This is a genomic window from Sorangium sp. So ce296 (assembly GCF_051529605.1).
Classification (GTDB): Bacteria; Myxococcota_A; Polyangia; order Polyangiales; family Polyangiaceae; genus Sorangium; species Sorangium cellulosum_D.
Genome location: NZ_CP150325.1, coordinates 3,589,325 through 3,608,057, shown reverse-complemented (window position 1 = coordinate 3,608,057; position 18,733 = coordinate 3,589,325). Strand labels below are relative to the sequence as shown.

Here is an 18,733-nt window from a genome sequence, read left to right as displayed (position 1 = left end):
TTATCACCGGTTCTCGAATCCCACGCAGTCCTGGAAGGTTGAATCAGGTCAGGGGTCGCGGCCGAGGAACGCTCTCCAGGGGCGTCGATCGCCCGGCCCACGCTCGGGCGAGGCGCGTCACCACCGGACGCGAAACCCGCCGCGAAAGCCGCCCCGGACCTGGAAGCTCCCCGCGAAGACCACCGCCGCCTGCGGCTGCCGGAAGCGGGGGAACCACACGCCCGAGCTCCGGTCCAGCGTGAGCGCCCGGCCCTCGATCGCGATCGATCCGGTCCGCAACGCGGCCTCGTCGAGCCTGAGCCGCGAGCACGCGCTCGTCCGGCCGCCGATGATCTCGTCGCGGATGGCGAGCTCCCGCTCGGAGAGCTCGAGCGCCCGCCGGTGCACGGGGGCTCCAGGGAGGAACCGGTATCCGTCGTGCTCAGCCTCCACGGCGACATGCGCGCGGGCCTGCTCGATCCGGCGCACCTCGGCGCGGGCACGGCGGCCGACGCGGAAAGCGCTCCACACCTCGCTCGAGTCGGCGCCGCCGAGCTCGATGGTGTTGTGCGCGCGCGTGGCCCGGGTCTCCTCCCGATCGCGATCCGCCTTGTAGCTGGAGACGCCGTAATCGACGACGGCGCGCTCGCCCCCGATCCACAGCTCGAACGTGAGCGCGTCGGCGTGCACGTGCCCCGGCTGGTAAGACGCCCCGTCCGCCCCGGCGTCGAACGCGAGCCAGGCCCCTGCGCCGGAGCGCAGGATCACCCAGCCGGTCGCGGCGAGGCGGTGGAGCGACGGCGCGCCGTCCGGCGCTGCGCCGGGCGATCGGGCCGGATCGAAGAGGCCGAGCTCCTCGCCGAGGCCGAGGACGACATCGAGCTCGGGCGCGGCGTCGAGCGCGGCGTCGTTGAACAGAGGATAGGTGCCGTCCGGAGCGCGGACCGCCGCGGCCCACGAGAGCGCCCTCTCGGCCGTTGTCCGCCAGAGCTCGGGCACCTCGCGCCCGGACGCTTGCGCGAGCTCGATCGCCTCGAGCAACGCGGCCGTCAGCGCGAGGTGGTACGAGGCGGAGAGCTCGAAATGCCCGCCGTCCTCCAGGAACTGCTCCGGCAGCTGCCAGGCGAGGAGCGCCGAGCCGAGCTTCCACCACGCCTCGGCCTCGAGCCCTTCGGTCACCGCGCCGCCGCACACGAGCCCGATGGCGTTCTCCACCAGATGATTGCCGAGCAGGTGCAGCTCGAGGCCGAGCGCGATGGCCCGACAAGCGCGCCCGAGCTCGGCCGAGAGCCCAGGACGCCCGAGGCGCGCGGCGACCGCGAGCCGACGGGCGCGCACCGAGGCGGGGAACGGATGCGACGCGATGGGGTCGTCCCATGCGCTCGGGGCCTCGAGCGTCGGATCGGCCCCGAGCTCGTAGCCGTAGGCGCGCTCGTACGCATGCAGCAGCGATCCCTCGGGGATCGCGGCCAGGCGCGCGCCGCCGCGCGCTCGTTCGGCGTCGGCGAAGGCCGCGAAGCGCGCGCGCGGCGGGGCGAAGCCGGGGCGGATGCGCGGAGGTCGCGCCGACGTGGGGACCTTGCCGAGCGCGCGCTGACCGAGCGCGAGCGGGCGGGCGAACACTTGAATCGGATGGAGCTGCGCCACGGTACGGGCGATGCGCGGGAGGTTCATGCCCTGCTTCTCCCCTGTTCTCCTCGAGAGCCCGAGCGAAGGAGCACGCGCTCCAGCACCTCGATGTAGTCGCGCGCGAGCGCGTCGCGATCGAACGAACGCATGACGTAGGATCGCCCCGCTTCCCCCATGCGGCGCCGCCTGTCCGCGTCGGACGCGAGCTCGACGATGGCCCGGGTCATGGCCGGCACGTCCTCGGGCGGAGCAAAGATGCCGGCGCGCGCCTCCTCGACGATCTGCCGTGCCTCGCCGTCGACCGAGATCACGACCGGGCGCGCCATGGCGAGGATCTCGAAGATCTTCGAGGGGATCACGGTCTCGAACAGCTCGGTCTTGCGCAGGGGAACGAGGCAGATGTCGGCGGTGGCGTACACCTCGGCGATCGCGTCGCGCGGGAGCGCGCCGAGGAACATCACGTTGGTGAGCCCGAGCTCACGCGCGCGCGCCCCCAGGCTCGCCCGCTCCGCCCCCTCTCCGACGAAGAGGAAGCGGATGTCGTCGCGCGCGAGCAGGCCTTGGGCCACGTCGAGCACCGCGGAGAGGCCGTGCGCCATCCCGTGCGTGCCGACGTACGCCACCACGAGGCGGTCCCCGAGGTCGAGCTTCGCCCGGAGCGGCGTGTCGCGCGGCGACGGCGTGAACCGGCCGAGATCGACGCCGTTGCGGATGACCTCGATCTTGTCGGCGGGCACGCCCCGGGCGACGAGGCGCTCGCGGAAGCTCTGCGTGACGACGACGATCTCGTCGGCCACCCGGTAGAGCTGCTCCTCGACGACCGTGAGCCCACGCACGACCGGATGCCCTGCCGGGAGCGCGCCCACGGCCACGATGGACTCGGGCCAAAGGTCGCGCACCTCGAAGACGAACGGCAGCCGGCGGGGCGCGGCGAGCCCGTAGCCGGCGACGGCCGTCAAGAAGTGGGGGCTCGTCGCGATGAGCACGTCGCTCGGCGGCAACGCGAGCTGCGCGAGCGTCAGCGCGGAGGCGGCGAACGACCCGTACGCCAGCGAGCGCCGCACCGTGCCCCGGTTGGGGGCGGCGTAGATCCACGTGCGGAGGACCCGCACTCCATGGAAGTCCTCCTCAATGCGGACCCGACCTCGGTACTCGGGCGGGACGACCCCGGTCGGGTGGTTCGGCAGACCTGTGAGGACGGTGACCTCGTGTCCGGCGCGACGCCAGGCTCGGGCGAGCTCCGAGACGCGCGCCGCGGGGGCGCCCGGCTCGGGCGGGAAGTAAGGGGAGACGTAAAGGATGCGCATGATCTGCGTGGCGCTTCAGGCCAGATCCTCGTTGGGGGTTGGTTCGGCCGTTCTCCTGGCGGAGCTCGCGCCCGCGGCCGCTGCAGCCTCGGACCGAGGCGAAGCAGGCCGCCGGCACCCGGACGGCGACGCGGGGGCCCTACTGGCCCGACGATGACGGCTGGCCGAGGCGTCTGTGGCGCAGGGGCCGCTCATATCCATGGCGCACTTTACCCATGGCAGCGAGCTTACGCCGCACGACCTTGACGAACGAGGCCGTCAAGATCGCCACGAGGACCGCGAAACCCAGCGTGAACGAGATTTTGAGGAGGGCGGTGAGCTCGCCCCGGAACTGGTTGTACGAGAAGGAGGCGAGGCACGCGCCGGTCGCACGGCCGAGGAGCGACGTGTCGCGCGCGGCTGCCAGGACGAGCGGCAGCATGAAGAAGAGGGCGCACATCGCCGAGATCTGGATGAAGGTACCGACGAGGCCGAAGTTCAGGTACCCCTCCGCGGCGGCGCTCAGCGCCAGGCCGCCGCCACGCCGCGCGAGGTCGGGATCCTTCCACAGGACATAGCGCTGCGACAGGGCGAGCGGCCGGTCGCGCCAGACCGGGCTGGGAACGAGGATGAGGACGGCGTTGATCCAGCTCTCGCCCGGGTAATCCACGAGGGGAGGCTTCTCGTTCACGATGTTGACGAGGTTCTCATAGATGCGCTGGAGCTCGCCGATCTCCATCACGTTCTCGGTCTGATCGATGCGCGCGGCCGCCGACTCGATCTGCGCGTCGAGCCCGCTGCCCTGCTTGAAGCGGAAGCCGTCGATGGCGATGCCGTAGAAGACGGCGCACACCACGCCGATGGCCAGCCACAGGCGCCGGATCTGCATCCCGTAGGCGTGCAGCGCGAGCCCGACGGAGGCGACGGCGAAGATCAGCGCTCCCCGCCGCCCCGTCACCGTGTAGAGCAGGAAGCTCATCAGGAACGACGCCCCGGCGACGGACACCAGCATCGGGGCCCGCAGGCGGGCTTTGCGGAGCGACGCGTACCGGAGAAAGAAATAAACGGCCGCGAGCTGGATCAGGTACCAGCCCGAGATCAGGATGCCCTTGCCGAACCCTTCGAGGTAGGTGTCCGCGTAGCTCAGCGTGAAGAACCGCCTCACGCCGATCGAGGCGATCCACGCGAACACGAGCCCGAGCCCGAGCAGCCCGACCACCAGGTTCCCCCAGTCCTGGTCCAGGATCGCCTTCGGTCTGTGCACCGGCACCAGGCGCTCCACGTTCGGCGCCTCGGGGGGCCGGCTCAGGGCGGTGCACACGATCGCGCACCCGGCCGCGCCGACGTAGGCCACCTCCAAGGCCGCCTCGTCGCGGCTCGACAGATGCAGGCTGCTGGACATCAGCAGGCGCAGGACGGGCGTGTAAGCGACGCTGAGGAAGTACGTGGCCGGCACGTACGTCTCCGGATCGAGCGGATGAAAGCGGGGGCCGCCGGCGCGGGCGAGCGACGGGACGAGCGTCAGGAACACGATGCCGAGGGTCCACCCGAGCCCGCTGCCGAGCGACCCCTCGAGGACAGGGCCGAGCGCCGCGAGGGCGGCGACGAGGAGCGCCGCCCCGAGCCGGACGCGGGGCGCCCTCGCCCGGGCGGCGGCTGCCTTGGCAGCGCGCCGAGCGCCGGGGGCGCGGGGGATCCCCCACGCGCCAGGGGGCCTCAAGGACATCAAGGGCCGGGGCTCCTCAATTCGGCAGGGGCGGCGGAGGCGGCTCCGCGGGGCCTCCGGGCGCAGGCTCGGCAGGCGGCTGGGCGTAACCGTCGCTCTTGTAGCCGTAGTAGTGGTAGACGCCGTACTCTTTGCGGTTCAGGTCGACGGCGTTCAGCACGACCCCCACGGTCTTGCCCCCGACGTCGTAGAGCGCCCGGATGCCGTGGCGCGCGAAGTCGCGCGTCGTGATGGCCGCTCGCACGACGAGCACGGTGCCGTCGACCAGCGTGGACAGCACGGTGCCGTCGGTCACCGCGACCAGGGGAGGGCTGTCGATGAGCACGCGGTCGAAGCGGCCCTGGAGCTTGCGGAGCAGCGCCTTGAAGCGATCGCTGTGCAGGAGCTCCGCCGGGTTCGGCGGGATGGGGCCCGCGGGGATGACATAGAGGTTCTCCACCTCCGTCTTGAGCGCGCTCTCGTCGTCGATGACCGAGTCGTCGAGCAGCGCGCTCGTGACGCCGATCTCCATGCCTTTTCCGAAGATATGGTGGAGGCGCGGCTTGCGGAGGTCGCAATCGATGAGGACGACCCTCTGCCCTGCCTGCGCCATGGCGACGGCGATGCAGCAGACCGCCGTCGTCTTTCCCTCCGCGGGCCCGGCGCTCGCGATGAGCAGCGTCTTGTACGGGCGGTCGGGCGCCATGAAGAGCAGGTTGGTCCGGATCGCGCGGGCCGCCTCGGCGATCCCGCTCTTCGGTTGATCGTGGACGACGAGCTCGCGACGGCCCGGCTGGGCCGCGCGCCTGCCGCGGCGGTTCGCCCTGCGGAGCTCGGCCTCCCGCTTGTTCCCTTTGTCGAACTCCGGCAAGAGGCCGAGGAGGGGCAGCCCGAGCTCCCGCTCCACCTCATCCGGCGTCTTCAGGGTGCGATCGAGCAGCGCGCGCCCGAGCGCCGCCACGATCCCGAGGAGCAGCCCGGCGAAGATGCCGACCGCGATGTTGGTCGGGACGCGGGGGCGCAGCGGCTCGATCGGGCGGCTCGGCCGGTCGAGGACGCGGATGTTGTTCACCCGCATCATCCGCTGCAGGTCGCTCTCCTTCGTGCGCTCGAGCACGAGCTGGTAGAGCTTCTCCGTGTTGTCCTTGGTCCTGCGGAGGCGGTCGTACTCGATCTTCAGCGAGTTCAGCTCGAAGGCCTGCTTCCTCGCGTTCTCGAGCAGCGTCGCGAGGCCCGCCTCCTGGCGCTTCACGATGGCGAGATCGCGGTTCACCGCTCCCTGGACGTTCTTGACCTCGGCGATGAGCGCGCTCCTGTTGGCGGCGATCCGCTCGTTGGCCGCGCGGACCTCCGGGTGATTCTCGCCCTTGCCGGAGCCGATGAGCGAGTCGCGCTCGCGGACGCACTCCTCTTGTCGCGCCCGCAGCATCTGGAGCACCGGGCTCTGGATGAGCTCGGAGGCGGGGAGCTCGGTCGAGCTGTTCGGGTCGACCTTCGACAGCTCGAGGCTCCGCGCGGCGAACTCCTCCCGTCGCGTGCGCACGGACGTGAGGGCGTCGTTGATCTGCTTCATCTCCTCGCGAAGCAGGTTGGTCTGGTCCTCGAAGTCCACGTCGAGGATATTGTTGCTGAGCTTGTACTCGTGGAGCGAGGTCTCGCTCGCCTCCAGGTCGTTCTTCAGCTTGTCGAGCTGCGTCCTCAGCCAGTCGACGGCCGAGTTGGTCGAGGCGAGCGCTTCATCGAGGTTCTGCTCGATGTACACATCCATCAGGGTGGCGAGCACGCGCTGCGCGCGCTCGCGATCCGCATCGTTGTAACGCACGATCGCGAGGCGGCTGTCCTTCACCGGCTCGACCAAGAGCCGCTCGAGCAGCAGGTCCGCGGCCTCCTCCGGGGTCACGGACTTGGGCGCGGGGGCCGCCGCGTCCTTCGGGAGATCCTCGAGGAAGTAAGTGTCGTTCTGCAGGCTGAGCTGGGCGACGACCGCGAGCGCCACCCGCGTCGACCGGATGACCTTGTACTGGGTCTCGTAATAATCGCGGTTATTCCAGTACGACCCAGTGCCCATGTCGACCACGGCGTCGACCCCGCGGCCGAGCGGCCTCGGAGGATTCGGATCGAACTGCACTGTCGCCGTCGACTGATAAATTTTCTTCTGTCCGAGCGTGTAGAAGGTGACGCTGAGGGCGACGAAGATCATCGTCGCGAGCGCGGTGGCCCAGTGCTTGCTGATGATGCGCCAGGCGGCGACGAGATCGAACGAGCGCTCGGCCGAAGCGTCGCTGGGGGACAGGGAAGGCGCTGGGGCTCTGAATTCGTCAGCCATAAGTCGTACGCTCTAAGCGCGTTTCCCAGGGTAGGGGTCCGCGCGGAGGGCTAAGGTGCTCCCCAAGTCCCCAAAATTCAAGCCGGTGTTCCGAATTGGGCGGGGATGTAGTATAACATGCGCACGTCGGGCTGTCCACGGCCTGAACGCCCGGGCGGCGGCGCGGAGGAGCGCGCGCTGGGAGGACTTTTGCTCGCTGCTGCCGCTCCTCCGGGATGGATTACACTTCGGCCGCGTGCGCAGCGCTACGCTCGCTCGCTGAGGACAAGCAGAATGACACGGTCATCGATGGTAACGCGTGCAGGCGCGATGGCGGCGTGCTCCGCGCTCCTCTTCGCCGGGAGCGACGCGTTTGCAGACTGGCCTTCTGCCCGTCACGACCCGCAGCGCACGGGCGCCACGTCGTCCACGAGCAATATCGCCAAGCCGGCTCCCTACTGGCGATCGTACCTGGGCGGCACGCTCACGTCGAGGAGCATGTTCGCAGGCGACGTGAACCAGGATGGCGAGATCGACCTGCTCTTCGCTTCCGGAGGGCGCGTGACGCTGTCCGATCCGCAGGGCTTCACCCGCTGGAGGACCCCTTCGATGGACTTCCGGGGGCTGCAGGCGGTCGAGGATCTCGACGGGGACGGGCTGCTCGAGGTGGTCGCCGTGACCGGCGCCGGGGCGGCCGTGCTCGATGGAGCGAGCGGCGTCATCCTGTGGATGGAGCACGCCACGGAGCTCGGCGTGCTGGGCGCAGCGCGCCTCGCGGACTTCAACGATGACGGCCACCTCGATCTGTTCCTCGACGAGTGCGGCTGCTGCGCGGTGAAGACCGACAGCCCGGGCGTCATCTACAGCTTCGCGCGGGGGTTCAGCGCCGTGGAGACGCTGCCCCCCCCGCCGCAGCGCTCGCACTGCAACGCCGCCATCGACACGGTGGGCGACTGGGACGGGAACGGAACTGCCGATCTCCTCGTGTCCTCTCACGACCGGCTGTTCTTCGTCTCCGGGTCTGGGGACGTCTTCGCGGAGTCCGGGCTCGTCGGAATGCACCTCGGGGGCGCGATGTGCGAGGCCGTGCGGCTGGGCGACCACCCGAGCCGCCAGCAAGCGCTGTGCTTCCAGAATCGGGTGTTCGGCGTGCAGGGGGCGCGCGAGGTCTCCCTGCTCGCGTACAGGCCGGGCGAGAGCCCGTCGCTGGCCGTCGCCTGGCGGAAGACGCTCAGCCCCAACGACGGCGGCGACGCCCGGGCGCCGACGCGCCTCGTCTGGGACCTCGACGGCGACGGCGCGCTCGAGGTGCTGGCGAGCGGCAAGACGGGCGAGACGTGGACGTCCTTCGTGCTCGACGCGGCCACCGGCGCCGAGCTCGCCGTCATCCCCGACGAGATCGTGCAGGGAGCGGTCCCGGGAGAGTCCGGCGCCGAGCAGTGGATCCTCGCCTCGCGCGAGGAGCGCGTGTCGGCGTTCCGGTTCAGCCGCGCGGCAGGGCAGCGGGTCGAGCGGCTCTGGTCGCTCGACGGGGAGCTGGTCCGCACGCGGTACGACTGGGAGCGCGCGCAGCACACGGGGCTCACCCAGGCGCTGATCATGCCGGATCTCGACGGCGACGGGCGCGGCGAGCTCGTGCTCGAGTCGACCTCGGCGCCGGTGGTGGTCACCGCGTACGCGACGCGCGCGGACGGGGCCTCGCCGGCCGCGGCCTACCGGGTCGGCCTCGGCGTCGGCGTCGGGGCGCTCGACGCGCCGGCGGCGACGTCTCCGGGGTCGCCGCGGCTCATGGTCTCCCGCGAGGACGGCTTCCTCACGCTGCTCGACGCCTCGCTCGCGCCGACGAACCTCGTGCACGAGGGGCGCGAGGTCGTGCCGGGGCTGCGCGTCGGCGGCTACCTCGCCGGCCCCGGCGCCTACGTGAACTTCGGCCGCGCGCCGATCGCGGCGAAGCTGTCGCCGGGGGACACGGCCGACAGCGTTGTCGTCGTCGATAGCCGGGGCGATCTCGTCCGGATCGCGTCCGAGGACGCGAGCAACGTCGCGCCGGCCAAGCCGGCCTGGCGCGTGGTCGACGCGTTCGGCGCCTCGATCTGGCCCGCCGACGACGGATCGCCGGCGACCCTCGCGTGCTTCCGGCGGCGCCACCCGCTCGTCGATCCGCCGAGGTACGCCGTCGTGACGCTCGACGCGAACGGCAGGCAGACGGGCGAGACCGCGGTGCAGAAGCCGCCCGCGTGGGACGTGCTGCACGGAGACCTCGACGGCGACGGGGCGCCCGAGCTTGTGGCGCTCACGGTCGACGCCGCCTACCGCACCGAGATCCTCGCGCTCGATCGGAGCGGCGGGGTGCGATGGAAGGACGACTTCAGCGCCTCGGCCGGGACGCAGGCCGTCGCGATCGCCGACTGGAACGGCGATGGGGGGGAGGACGTGGTCGTGGCGATCAACTCCGCCCGGGTGCTGTCGGGCCGGGACGGCCGCGCCCTCCGCGAGAGCACCGAGCGGTTCCCCTACTTCATGCCGATCCTCGCGGACGTGGCGGGCGACGAGCAGCTCGAGATGACGCTGCAAGGGGGGTACCACCCCGAGCGAACGCTGCCGCACGATCTGAGCTCCGCGCTCTGGAAGGGGCCCGCGAACAGCCGGCCGTACCCGCACGGCGCGATCGCGAGGTGCGAGGGGAGGTCGCTCCTCGTCGAGGGCTCGTACTTGCAGCCGGCGCGCCTCACGTTCACCAAGCTCGACGGCCCCGGCGCCGGCCAGTCGAGCTCCATCGTGCTCGCCGGCGACGCCGTGTTCCCCGACGAGCAGGCCGCGGAGCGGGCGGGCGCGGTCATGGGCCAGCTCAGCGACGCCGCGATCTCGCGGAACCTCACCGGGCTCCCGTCCGCGGGCCCCGCCGTCGTGATCGGCTCCACGAACGGCTTCCTCTACGCGGTCGACGCGTGCTCGGAGCGCCTCCTGTGGTCGTACGCCTTCGGCGAGCCGGTCGGCTCGCCGATCCTCGCGGACACCGACGGCGACGGCCACGACGACATCGTCGTGAGCGTCGCGGACGGCTACCTCTACGACCTGCGGCACGAGATCCTGCCCGCGCCCGAGTTCGTCTGGGAGATCGATCCGATCGCGAGCCCCAGCGAGGACGTCGACGAGATCGAGACCCGGGACACCCTCCACGTGAAGTGGTCGAAGGTCCCGGCGGCGACGTCGTACCAGGTGGCGGTCGTGGGCGGCGAGGGGAACTACGTGAGCTCGCCGCCGTGGCGCGACGTCGGCGACGTCTCCGAGGCGTCCATCGACCGATTGCCGCTCCTCGACGGGGCGAAGTACTACGTCGGCGTCCGCGCGGTCTCCGCCGCCGGGCTCTCCCCGGATCGCGGGTCGGACGGGGTGATCGTGCGCATGCCGCAGGGCGAAGGGGGCGCCGGTGGGGACGGCGCCGGTGGGGCGGGGGCCGGCGGCGCCGGCGCCGGTGGGGCCGGCGCCGGCGGGGCCGGCGGTGGCGGCGGCGGGGCCGGTGGGGCTGGCGGGGCGGGCGCTGGCGGCGCCGGCGGGGCGGGGGCCGGTGGGCCCGGCGCGGGCGGAGCCGACGGCGCGCTGCCGTTGGACACGCTCCTCTATGGCCGGGGCTGCGCCTGCTCCGAGGCGCCCGGGCAGCCCGGCGCGTCGTGGGCGGCCGGCCTCGGCGGGATCGCGCTCGCGCTCCTCGCCCTCGGCAGGGCCCGAGCCACGGCGGCCGTTCCGGCGCGCCGCCGCGGGAGCGCCGCGCGGTCCTAGCGCCGAGGTGGGTACAGCTGCCGACGCCGGACCGCTGTACCCAAGTCGAGACTAGAGTCCAGCCAACGGATCCAGAGAGAGAATTTAACGCAAAAGCGCAAAGGCGCAAAGGCGCAAAGGCGCAAAGGCGCAAAAGAATCAATATTAATGCTTTTTTGCGTCTTTGCGCCCTTTGCGCCTTTGCGTTGAATCTCTCTTCTCTCGCGAGGCAGATCCCTGGCGGGATTGCTGACCCGCGGTACTTAGAAGCTAACGCCCTGCCCGAGCGCCAGCGCGGCGGCGTACGCGGCGATGAGCAGGAACATCGCTCCGAGCGCGTAGCGGCGCATGGGCACGTCGATCACGAAGGCGAGGCGGGCCACGCCGACCAGCGCCGAGGGGCCGAACACGCCGAAATGGCGGACCAGGAGCTCCGGCGCCAAGAGGAGGCCCCCGGCCACACAGGCGCTGCTCAGCACGCTGCCGATGGGGAGCGCGCGGCGCGAACGCGGGCCGGAGAAGTAGACGCACAAGGTGTCGGTGATGAGCGGACCCGCCACGGAGACCAGCATCGTCGCCGTCATGGCGTCACGCGCGGCCCCCGTATGAGGGATCCAGGGGATCGGGATCGCAAAGAGCGCGTAGATGACGGCGCCGATGGCCCAGAGCGCGAGCCCCGCCGGCAGCCAGGCGCGCAGGGCGCGCGGCTGCCAGGTCGCCTCGTCGCCCGAGCCGCTCGCGCCCGAGACGCCGCGCGCGGCGAACGCCTGCGAGGCGCTCGAGAAGGCCACGGCGAACGACCAGTAGAGCACCTGCTGCCCGACGCGATGCTCGCCGATGTACTTCAGGTTCACGCTGAGCGAGATGGGATAGACGACCACCGTCGAGAACGTCGCGATGGAGTACGGGAACGCCCGCCGGACGATGAGCACCGCGTAGCGGGCGGCGCGCCGGAGGCGGGTCGGGCGCAGCAGGAGCAGCGCGGGCGAGGCGCTGGCGAGCCCGAGGGCCGTGGCCACGCCGCCGGGGAGGCCGGCCAGCGCGGCCAGCATCGACGCGCCAGGCGAGAAGACGAGCAGCACCGCGAGCGACTGGAGATACCGGCCCTCGCGCTGGAAGAGCGGCCAGAGGCTGGGCGAGGCCGCGGCGAGCAGCGAGCACCCGCTGAAGAAGGCCGTGATGAGCCCCGCCGCGCCGCCCAGCCCGAGGGCGAGCTCGTGCGTGAGCGTGATGCTGAAGGCGACCGCGGCGATCATCGCGAGCGCGCCGCCGGCGAGCGCGCGGCCCGCCTTCGTCGAGAGCGCGCGCGTCCGGCGCGCCAGGATCGGCGCGAGGCCGGCGTGGACCAGCGCGACGGCGACCACCCCGCGCGACATGTAGTTGGCGAGCGCGGCGAGGGCCGCGGGCTGGGACGAGAGCGCGAGCACCCACTGCGCGGCGAGCGAGAGGGCCCGCGGCAGGAGGACGGCGAACGCGACCCCCGTGCCCCCGTGCATCAGGGCGCGCAGCAACGACGACAGCTTCACGAGGCGCTTCGCTGGAGGCGGACAGGGGCGCGCATGACCACAGGGGGCGCGCAGTCTACCTATGGCGAGAGCGTAGGCGCCAGGGCCTTGGCCCGCTCGTCGAGGATCCTCCGGCGCAGCTCGGCGTCGTTGCCGCCGCGGCGCTGCAGCAGGCGCTCCAGCGCGCTCGCCGCCTCGACGTGCGCGCCGGCCGCGCTCGCGGCGTCGGCGAGCTTGAGGAGGCGCTCCTCCGTCGGTTCGTCCTGCGCCGCCCGCGCGTAATAGGTCACGGCGGACGAGTAGTCCTTGCGCCCGGCGAGCAGGTCGCCGACCCAGGTCGCCGCCGACGCGCACTCCGCGTGGGTGCTGCACGCCGCCGGCATCAGGTCGCGGAGCGCGGGGAGGAGCCGCTCGGAGGTGCCCAGCTGCGACGCGGCGACGACCCGCAGGCGGAGGCAGCCGAGCCGGTTGTCGAGCCGCTCGCAGCTCTGCGCGAGCAGCTGCTCGGCCTCCGCGCTCTTCTTGCGCGCGAGGAGGAGCCGCGCCCGCAGCTGGACCGCGAGGAACGAGTCGCTCTTCGCCCCCTGGATCGCCGCCGCGTGCGCCTCGACCTGCCGCTCGCAGGCGCCCCGCTGCGCCTCGTCGCCGCCGCAGCGGGCGGAGCTCGGGTCCTCCAGCATCGTGAGCAGCGCGGTGCCCGCGGCCCAGCGCGCGCCGACGCGCGCAGGGTCGCGCGCGACCGCCTCCTCCGCGCAGCGCAGGCGCAGGTCCAGCGCCTCCCGGCGGTCCCCCACGATCGCCATGCGCTCGAGCATCTCGACCCCGGCCTTGCCCTCCGGCACCGCCCGCAGCAGCTCGTCCCAGCGCTCGGTCCATTGCCGGGCGAGGACCGCGGCGGCGCCGGTGACGCTGGCGTCGTCCTCCACCGCGAGGCGGAGGCTCAGGAGCGCCTGCTCCTTGGCGCCGCGCGACGCGAGCACCTCCGCGAGCAGGAGGTGGGCGCGGCCGTGGCGGCGCGCGCGCTCGAGCGTGCGCTGGAGCCACGGGATCGGGCTCTCGATCCGGCCCTGCAGCACGGTCACCGCGCCGAGCAGCGGGAAGTACGGCTCCGCGGGGTGGCGGAGCATCGCCGCGCGGAGATCCTCGCGGAAGCGCGGCCAGCCGGCGCCGCTCGCCGCCCCGGCGTCGCTCACGGCGCGGAGCGCCCGGCGGTCGTGGTCGACGTCGCGCCAGCCGAAGCGCAGCATCAGGGCGACCAGCGCGACCCCGGCGGCCGCGGCGCACGCCGCCTCCTGCCACGGCCGCCACCGCCCGGAGTCGGCCTCGTCCGCCGGAGCGCCGCGCCGCGGGCGCTCGCGGTGGGCCTCGCCCCAGAGCGAGCCCAGGGTCGCCGCGAGCGCGATGGCGACGCCTGGCACCTCGAGCCCGAGGTCCAGCAGGTTCTGGAGGAGGAGCACCACGCAGCCGACCCACGCGCCCAGCGCCGCCGTGCTCCCGCGGAGCGCGATCTTGCCCGGGCGAAACGCGACGCCGAACGCGACGAGCGCGGCCGCCGCCGCCGGGACGCCCCACTCCGCCGCCCACTGGATCGCGAAGTTCTCCGCGTGGGTGAACACGATGTTCCCCGGCTCCTGCCGGTAGGCGGGGAACACCGTCTCGAAGGCGCCGCGCCCGATGCCGAAGAGCCAGTGGTCCGCGATCAGCGGGAGCGTCGCGTAGAACAGCGACAGCTTGTTGAGGTTGTCGTCCGCGATCTCCGAGAGCGTGCGGTTCGTGGTGGCGAGCGCGGCCAAGAGGGCCCCGCCGGCGATGGCGAAGCTCAGCAGCCAGGCCGCCGGGCGCTGGATGCGGCCGCCCGAGCGCCGCCTGCCGCGCCGCTGCCGCGAGAGCAGCGCGAAGAGGGCGAGCCCGAGCGGCAGCACGAGCAGCCCGCCGCGCGAGGACGCGATGATGCCGACCCCGACGATCGTGGTGATCCCGACCCCGGCAGCCCAGGCCGGCAGGAGCGGCCGGCTCGTGAGCAGCAGCCCGACGCCGGAGAGGATTCCGAGGTTCAGGTACCCGGCGAGGTTGTTCGGGTTGAGCAGCGGACCGATATGCCACGCCGCGACCGAGAACCGCGGTTGATACAGGCCGAAGACCTGCGTCGCGCCGAGCAGCCCGTGGGCGATCGTCGTGAGCGCGGCGAGGAACGCGCTGCCGAAGACGAAGGTGATTCCAAGCCTCGCGCCGTGCCGCGCGCCGACGAACGCCGCGGCGATGAAGATGCCGGAGTACGTGAGCCATTTCACGGCCTCGACCAGCGTCGCCCCCGGATCGAGCGAGATGCTGGCGTACCGCGGCGCCGCCTCGCCGAGCGGCATCAGGGCGCGCGACCAGATGTCGGCGCTCGCGGGCGAGAGGCGCTCGAGCCACGCGAGCGGCAGGGGCACGGCCTGCAGCAGCGTATAAGCGGTCAAGCCGAGCAGCGTGAGGACCGGCAGCGCCCTCACCAACGATCGTCCCTCGGTGAGCGCGCCGGTGCGGAGCGAGAGCGCGGCAGCGATCGTTGTGATCGAAGACACCAGTGCCAGCGTGGGCGTATGGACGGCGCCGATGGCGAGCACGGATCCGGCGATAGCGGCCGCGAGGAGCCACGGGATCACCCGCTCGGCGAGCGGCGGCGCGGCGCCTCCTGGTCGGCTCCACGCTGCGGCGCTCGTCGAGCGCCGGCGTTCCATGGGCGACCTCGGCTTCAAGCGGGGGTAGTCCGGATCCACGGCCCGCCAGGGTAGTCGATCTCGGTCGCGAAGGGACGAGATCGACCACGGCATGACAGGCTCGATCGGTGCGGTGCCAGGATTGACAGCGAGAGAGTGGGAGGACAATCATCCCGCCATGAGAGCCGCCGCGCTCCGCCGCGCATCAACGGTCCTTCCGTTGGCGGCCCTCGTCGCGAGCACGGGGGCCGCATGCACGCTCGACGTGCAGGGCACGGGAGGGAGCGGGGCGGGCGCCGCCCCCGCTTCGCCCGGCGATGGCGGGGGCGGCGGCGAGGGGAGCGTGGACGGTCTGCCGAACGGGATGCTCTACGGGTGGTCCGCGAGCACCCCGGCGCAGCCGGGGGTCTACGAGCTTCCGGGGTGGCTGACGCTGGAGAGCCCCACTCCGGACAAGACCGTGCAGATCGGCGAGAGCGCCCTCGTGAGCGGAATCCCCGCGCACGCGGCCCGCGCGCGCCGGATCCGGGACGACGGCCCCTCTGGGCTCAGCCTCGAGAGCGCGCGCGAGAACCGGATTCCGCTCTCGACTCCGTCGCAGCGCCCCTGGCGCACGCTCCACGCGGCCAGCCTCGCGGAGGCGCGCGGGCCGGACGGCGAGCTGTCCGCCGGGCGCGTCTCCGATGAAGACGCCGCGCAGGCCGCAGCGACCTACGTGCCGGTCGACCGCAGCGACGGTTCGATCTCGACCGTCTCGGGCTGGGTGGGCGACGTGGAAGGGGAGGAGGGCGGCTTCGCGTGGATACGGGCCTTCGCGTTCGACGACGCCGCCCAGAACGACGAGCGCGCGCGGGTGCCCGCGCCGGCGCGCGCGTGGCGTCGCGTCGACTTCACCGGCGTCGAGACCGCCCGCGCCGGGCAGATCTGGGTCTATCCCGCGGCGGGCGACGACGCCCGGCAGAGCGCGGCGAGCTTCGCGTTCTTGAACCTCGAGTCGGCGCGATACCCCTCGTCGGCCATCCCCACCTCGGGCAGCGCGCGGCGGCGCGAGGCCGACGCGCTGGTTGCGAACAACGCTGAATGGTTGATCTGGAAAGGGTGGTTCAAGGCGATCCTCGAGTTCGCGCCCAACTACGCCTCTGGCGAGCAGCTCGCCGATCACGACCTCCTCTACATCGACTCCGGAACGCGGGTGTTCCTCCGCGCCTCGGACGGCGCCGTCGTGATGACCGTGACGGGCGCCGACGGCTCCGCGAGCCTGGAGACGGAGAGCCTCTCGTGGGAGCGCGAGCAGCCCTTCCACGTCGAGGCCTCGAGCTCGCCGTCGGGGCTGTCGCTGCGCGTCTCCCTCGACGAGGGGAAGGACGTCGAGATCGAGGAGCCGGCGGCCGCCGTCGCGATCCCCGTCCCCGAGTCGGGCCACATCCACATCCTGGGAGACCCGGACGGCAGCCAGGAATGCGCGGATCTACGCCGCGTCGAGTTCTACGAGGTCCACTGAGCGCGGCTGGTGTAGAGTGCGCCGCGTGCTCACGATCTCGGCACATCCGCTGCTCGAAGCCGCCGCCTTCGTCACGACCTTCCCCGCGCCGCTCGGCGAGCTGCCGGAGAGCGACGCCCTCCGCGCCCTGCTGTCCGACAAGGCCTCGGCCCCGTTCCGCTCGGACGACGCCGTGCGGTCGGCGGTCCGCGACCTGCTCCGGCACGGCGGCTACAAGCCGACCGGCCGGGGCAAGCCGGCCTCCGAGTACCTCATCCGCGCCGCGGAGGGCGGCGCGCTCGCGACCATCAACGCGGCCGTGGACGCGTGCAACGCCGTGTCGCTGCACACCGGGCTGCCCATCAGCGTGATCGATCTCGACCGCGCGAGGCCGCCGCTCCGCATCGACGTCGCGCCCGCCGGCGCCCGCTACGTGTTCAACGCGTCGGGGCAGGAGATCGACCTCGCGGGGCTCCTCTGCGTCTTCGACGCGGAAGGCCCGTGCGCGAACGCCGTGAAGGACTCGCAGCGGACCAAGACCCACGCGGGGACGACGCGCACGCTCTCGGTCCTCTGGGGCAGCCGCGCGCTGCCGGGCCGCGCGGCGGAGGCGGCCGCCTGGTACAAGGCGCTGCTCGGCGGCGTCGGCGCGGCGACCTCGGACGCGCCGATCGCGGCCTGAAGAACCGCGCCGGCACCCGCCGCCGGCGCGGGCGCGCTCGTCGCTAGGGGGCCGGCGGCGGCCGGTCGACGGGTACCGTGCTCACGGTCTCGTCCTTCTCGGCGAGCCACACCCAGTTGTCGACGAGCCCGGTCGAGTCGAGCTGGTGATCGCCGGCGTCGTACGCTCCCCACCGGATCTTGATCAGCTGGCCCGGCTCCACGGGCGCGGAGGTGACGAGCCAGCCCGTCCCCGCGCGGCCCTCGAACCCCGTCCCGAGCAGCTCGCTGGTCCCGCTCGAGCACGCGTACACCCTGCCGTCGAGGTTGCAGGGCGGGCCGCCGTCGCAGCTGCAGACGTCGATGAAGGCGTTGTTGATGCTCATCGCGTTCCTCTTGTTGTCGAAGAGGATGTGGCCGTCGATGAGGTTGGCCGGACGCGGCGAGAGCAGCGCGACGAAGTAATCGTTGAACTCGGTGCAGGCGAGCGGCCAATCGTAGGTGACGTAATTGATGTTGAACGCGAAGCCGCGGACGTTCGTCGGGACCCGGATCGCGATCTCGACGGCGGTCGGGTCGGACGGCTTCAAGGGCACGAAATCGCCGCAGTCGCGCGGGTCCTTCGGGAAGCCCTCGGGGAACTCGCCCTCGTACTTCTTGTTGAACCCCATCGGGCTCTCGAACCCCTCGTCGCTCGCTTGGCGCGCCGTGCCGCTGGAGAGCGCGAGCAGCCGCGCGCCTGCCTTCGGCGGGATGTTGGCCCCGAACTTGGGCAGGATGCCGTGCCCGAGGTGAAAGTTCGCGTTCTGTTCCGCCCCTTCCGGCGGCGGCGAGCCGTCGACCATGACCCAGGCCGCAGAGACCACCCCCCAGTCGCCGGGCCCGGACGACGTCTTGCACAGCTCGACCGCCTTCGCGGCCTTGAGCGGATCCGCGTCATCGATCGGGATGTCGTCGTCGCAGGGCTCCGGCAGGTTGTCGATCTCGCCGTCGCAGTCGTCGTCGACCCTCTCCGGCGCGGCGCCGCCCTCGCCGCCGACCGTCGCGAGCTCCACCACGCCCGGGTTGACGAGCGGGTTGCAGTCGTCGCAGTCGCCTTGCTGCTCCGTGTAGCCGTCGCCGTCCGCGTCGTCGTCCGGCGAGCCGCCGCAGTCCATGCCCCCAGCGCCCCCCACGCTCGCCGCGCCTCCGGCGCCGCCCGACGCCGTGGTGATGGTCGTCGCGTCGGTCGTCGCTGTCGGCGCGTTGCCGCCGGGGCCGGCGGCGCTCCCGGCGCCGCCCTCCCCGCCAGCGGCGATGCCGCCCACCGGTCCGATGTTCCCGGTGCAGGCCACGCTCAGGCACCCCGCCGCGGTCATGAGGCTCAAGAAATCCAACCAACGCGTCATCGGTGCTCCTCGAGGTCGCATGGAGCCAAGGAGGTTCAGGTCGATCCGGCGATACGGGAGTCTGCGATGATTTTATCAGCAGAAGCCGCGGCAACAGTCAGCACATCCCGGCGAAGCGCGGTGCTTTTTTGTGAGTCGGACGCCCACATCGTGGCACTGGCTCCCGGCCAGGCGCGGGCGTCCAGCGCGCTGCGCGCTGCCGAAGAAGAGGGGCGACCGCATCGACGGAGCCTCGACAAAACAGAGAGCGCCGGCGCTTTCACCGCGCCGGCGCTCTCGGGCCCTCGAGGGGCGTGGGCCGCCGGATCCGCCCCGCTCGACCGGTGCCGGGCGGGACG

General features: G+C 72.3%; 11 protein-coding genes. 4 read left to right on the top strand and 7 right to left on the bottom strand.

Annotated elements, in window-relative coordinates; translation table 11 throughout:
* Positions 1 to 117 precede the first annotated feature (117 nt).
* The 4 genes from WME98_RS13545 to WME98_RS13530 all read right to left on the bottom strand — a co-directional run bounded on the left by WME98_RS13545 (position 118) and on the right by WME98_RS13530 (position 6,925).
* Positions 118 to 1,653 (bottom strand): heparinase II/III domain-containing protein, encoded by a 1,536-nt coding sequence (locus WME98_RS13545; RefSeq protein ID WP_437951686.1) that lies wholly within the window; start codon positions 1,651 to 1,653, stop codon positions 118 to 120.
* Complete coding sequence (locus WME98_RS13540) at positions 1,650 to 2,915, bottom strand: glycosyltransferase family 4 protein (RefSeq protein ID WP_437951685.1); 1,266 nt, start codon at positions 2,913 to 2,915, stop codon at positions 1,650 to 1,652. Before WME98_RS13540 ends, WME98_RS13545 begins: the two co-directional genes overlap by 4 nt.
* Before the next feature lie 139 nt (positions 2,916 to 3,054).
* Positions 3,055 to 4,620 (bottom strand): hypothetical protein, encoded by a 1,566-nt coding sequence (locus WME98_RS13535; RefSeq protein ID WP_437951684.1) that lies wholly within the window; start codon positions 4,618 to 4,620, stop codon positions 3,055 to 3,057.
* 16 nt (positions 4,621 to 4,636) lie between these two features.
* Positions 4,637 to 6,925: a GumC family protein gene (locus tag WME98_RS13530; RefSeq protein ID WP_437951683.1), complete on the bottom strand. Its 2,289-nt coding sequence runs from the start codon at positions 6,923 to 6,925 to the stop codon at positions 4,637 to 4,639.
* A 288-nt stretch (positions 6,926 to 7,213) separates the two neighbouring features.
* Between WME98_RS13530 and WME98_RS13525 the strand changes: the two genes are divergently transcribed.
* Positions 7,214 to 10,684 carry an FG-GAP-like repeat-containing protein gene (locus WME98_RS13525; RefSeq protein ID WP_437951681.1) on the top strand — a complete coding sequence of 1,157 codons (3,471 nt, stop codon included), beginning with the start codon at positions 7,214 to 7,216 and terminating at the stop codon, positions 10,682 to 10,684.
* A gap of 242 nt (positions 10,685 to 10,926) precedes the next feature.
* Here the strand turns inward: WME98_RS13525 and WME98_RS13520 are convergent, their stop codons facing one another.
* Positions 10,927 to 12,189 (bottom strand): hypothetical protein, encoded by a 1,263-nt coding sequence (locus tag WME98_RS13520; RefSeq protein WP_437951680.1) that lies wholly within the window; start codon positions 12,187 to 12,189, stop codon positions 10,927 to 10,929.
* 59 nt (positions 12,190 to 12,248) lie between these two features.
* Entirely contained in the window at positions 12,249 to 14,732 is a 2,484-nt protein-coding gene (locus tag WME98_RS13515) for an O-antigen ligase family protein (RefSeq protein ID WP_437951679.1), read from the bottom strand.
* 31 nt (positions 14,733 to 14,763) lie between these two features.
* Here WME98_RS13515 and WME98_RS13510 point away from each other — a divergent pair, with 31 nt between their 5' ends.
* From WME98_RS13510 to WME98_RS13500, 3 genes are all read left to right on the top strand, one after another.
* A complete protein-coding gene (locus WME98_RS13510) occupies positions 14,764 to 14,916 on the top strand; it encodes a hypothetical protein (protein ID WP_437951678.1) in 153 nt (50 codons plus the stop codon).
* A gap of 171 nt (positions 14,917 to 15,087) precedes the next feature.
* Positions 15,088 to 16,368 carry a phage head spike fiber domain-containing protein gene (locus WME98_RS13505; RefSeq protein WP_437951677.1) on the top strand — a complete coding sequence of 427 codons (1,281 nt, stop codon included), beginning with the start codon at positions 15,088 to 15,090 and terminating at the stop codon, positions 16,366 to 16,368.
* 25 nt (positions 16,369 to 16,393) lie between these two features.
* Positions 16,394 to 17,029, top strand: coding sequence for a phenylalanine--tRNA ligase beta subunit-related protein (locus tag WME98_RS13500; protein ID WP_044989384.1), 636 nt, complete (start codon positions 16,394 to 16,396; stop codon positions 17,027 to 17,029).
* 43 nt (positions 17,030 to 17,072) lie between these two features.
* Here the strand turns inward: WME98_RS13500 and WME98_RS13495 are convergent, their stop codons facing one another.
* A complete protein-coding gene (locus tag WME98_RS13495; RefSeq protein WP_437951676.1) occupies positions 17,073 to 18,395 on the bottom strand; it encodes a hypothetical protein in 1,323 nt (440 codons plus the stop codon).
* Between the last annotated feature and the right edge of the window lie 338 nt (positions 18,396 to 18,733).

What these genes read in the sequence shown, in the direction of transcription:
- WME98_RS13545 (WP_437951686.1), bottom strand. Translation starts at nt 1,653, where the DNA reads ATGAACCTCCCGCGCATCGCCCGTACCGTGGCGCAGCTCCATCCGATT.
- WME98_RS13540 (WP_437951685.1), bottom strand. Translation starts at nt 2,915, where the DNA reads ATGCGCATCCTTTACGTCTCCCCTTACTTCCCGCCCGAGCCGGGCGCC.
- WME98_RS13535 (WP_437951684.1), bottom strand. Translation starts at nt 4,620, where the DNA reads ATGTCCTTGAGGCCCCCTGGCGCGTGGGGGATCCCCCGCGCCCCCGGC.
- WME98_RS13530 (WP_437951683.1), bottom strand. Translation starts at nt 6,925, where the DNA reads ATGGCTGACGAATTCAGAGCCCCAGCGCCTTCCCTGTCCCCCAGCGAC.
- WME98_RS13525 (WP_437951681.1), top strand. Translation starts at nt 7,214, where the DNA reads ATGGTAACGCGTGCAGGCGCGATGGCGGCGTGCTCCGCGCTCCTCTTC.
- WME98_RS13510 (WP_437951678.1), top strand. Translation starts at nt 14,764, where the DNA reads ATGGCGAGCACGGATCCGGCGATAGCGGCCGCGAGGAGCCACGGGATC.
- WME98_RS13495 (WP_437951676.1), bottom strand. Translation starts at nt 18,395, where the DNA reads ATGACGCGTTGGTTGGATTTCTTGAGCCTCATGACCGCGGCGGGGTGC.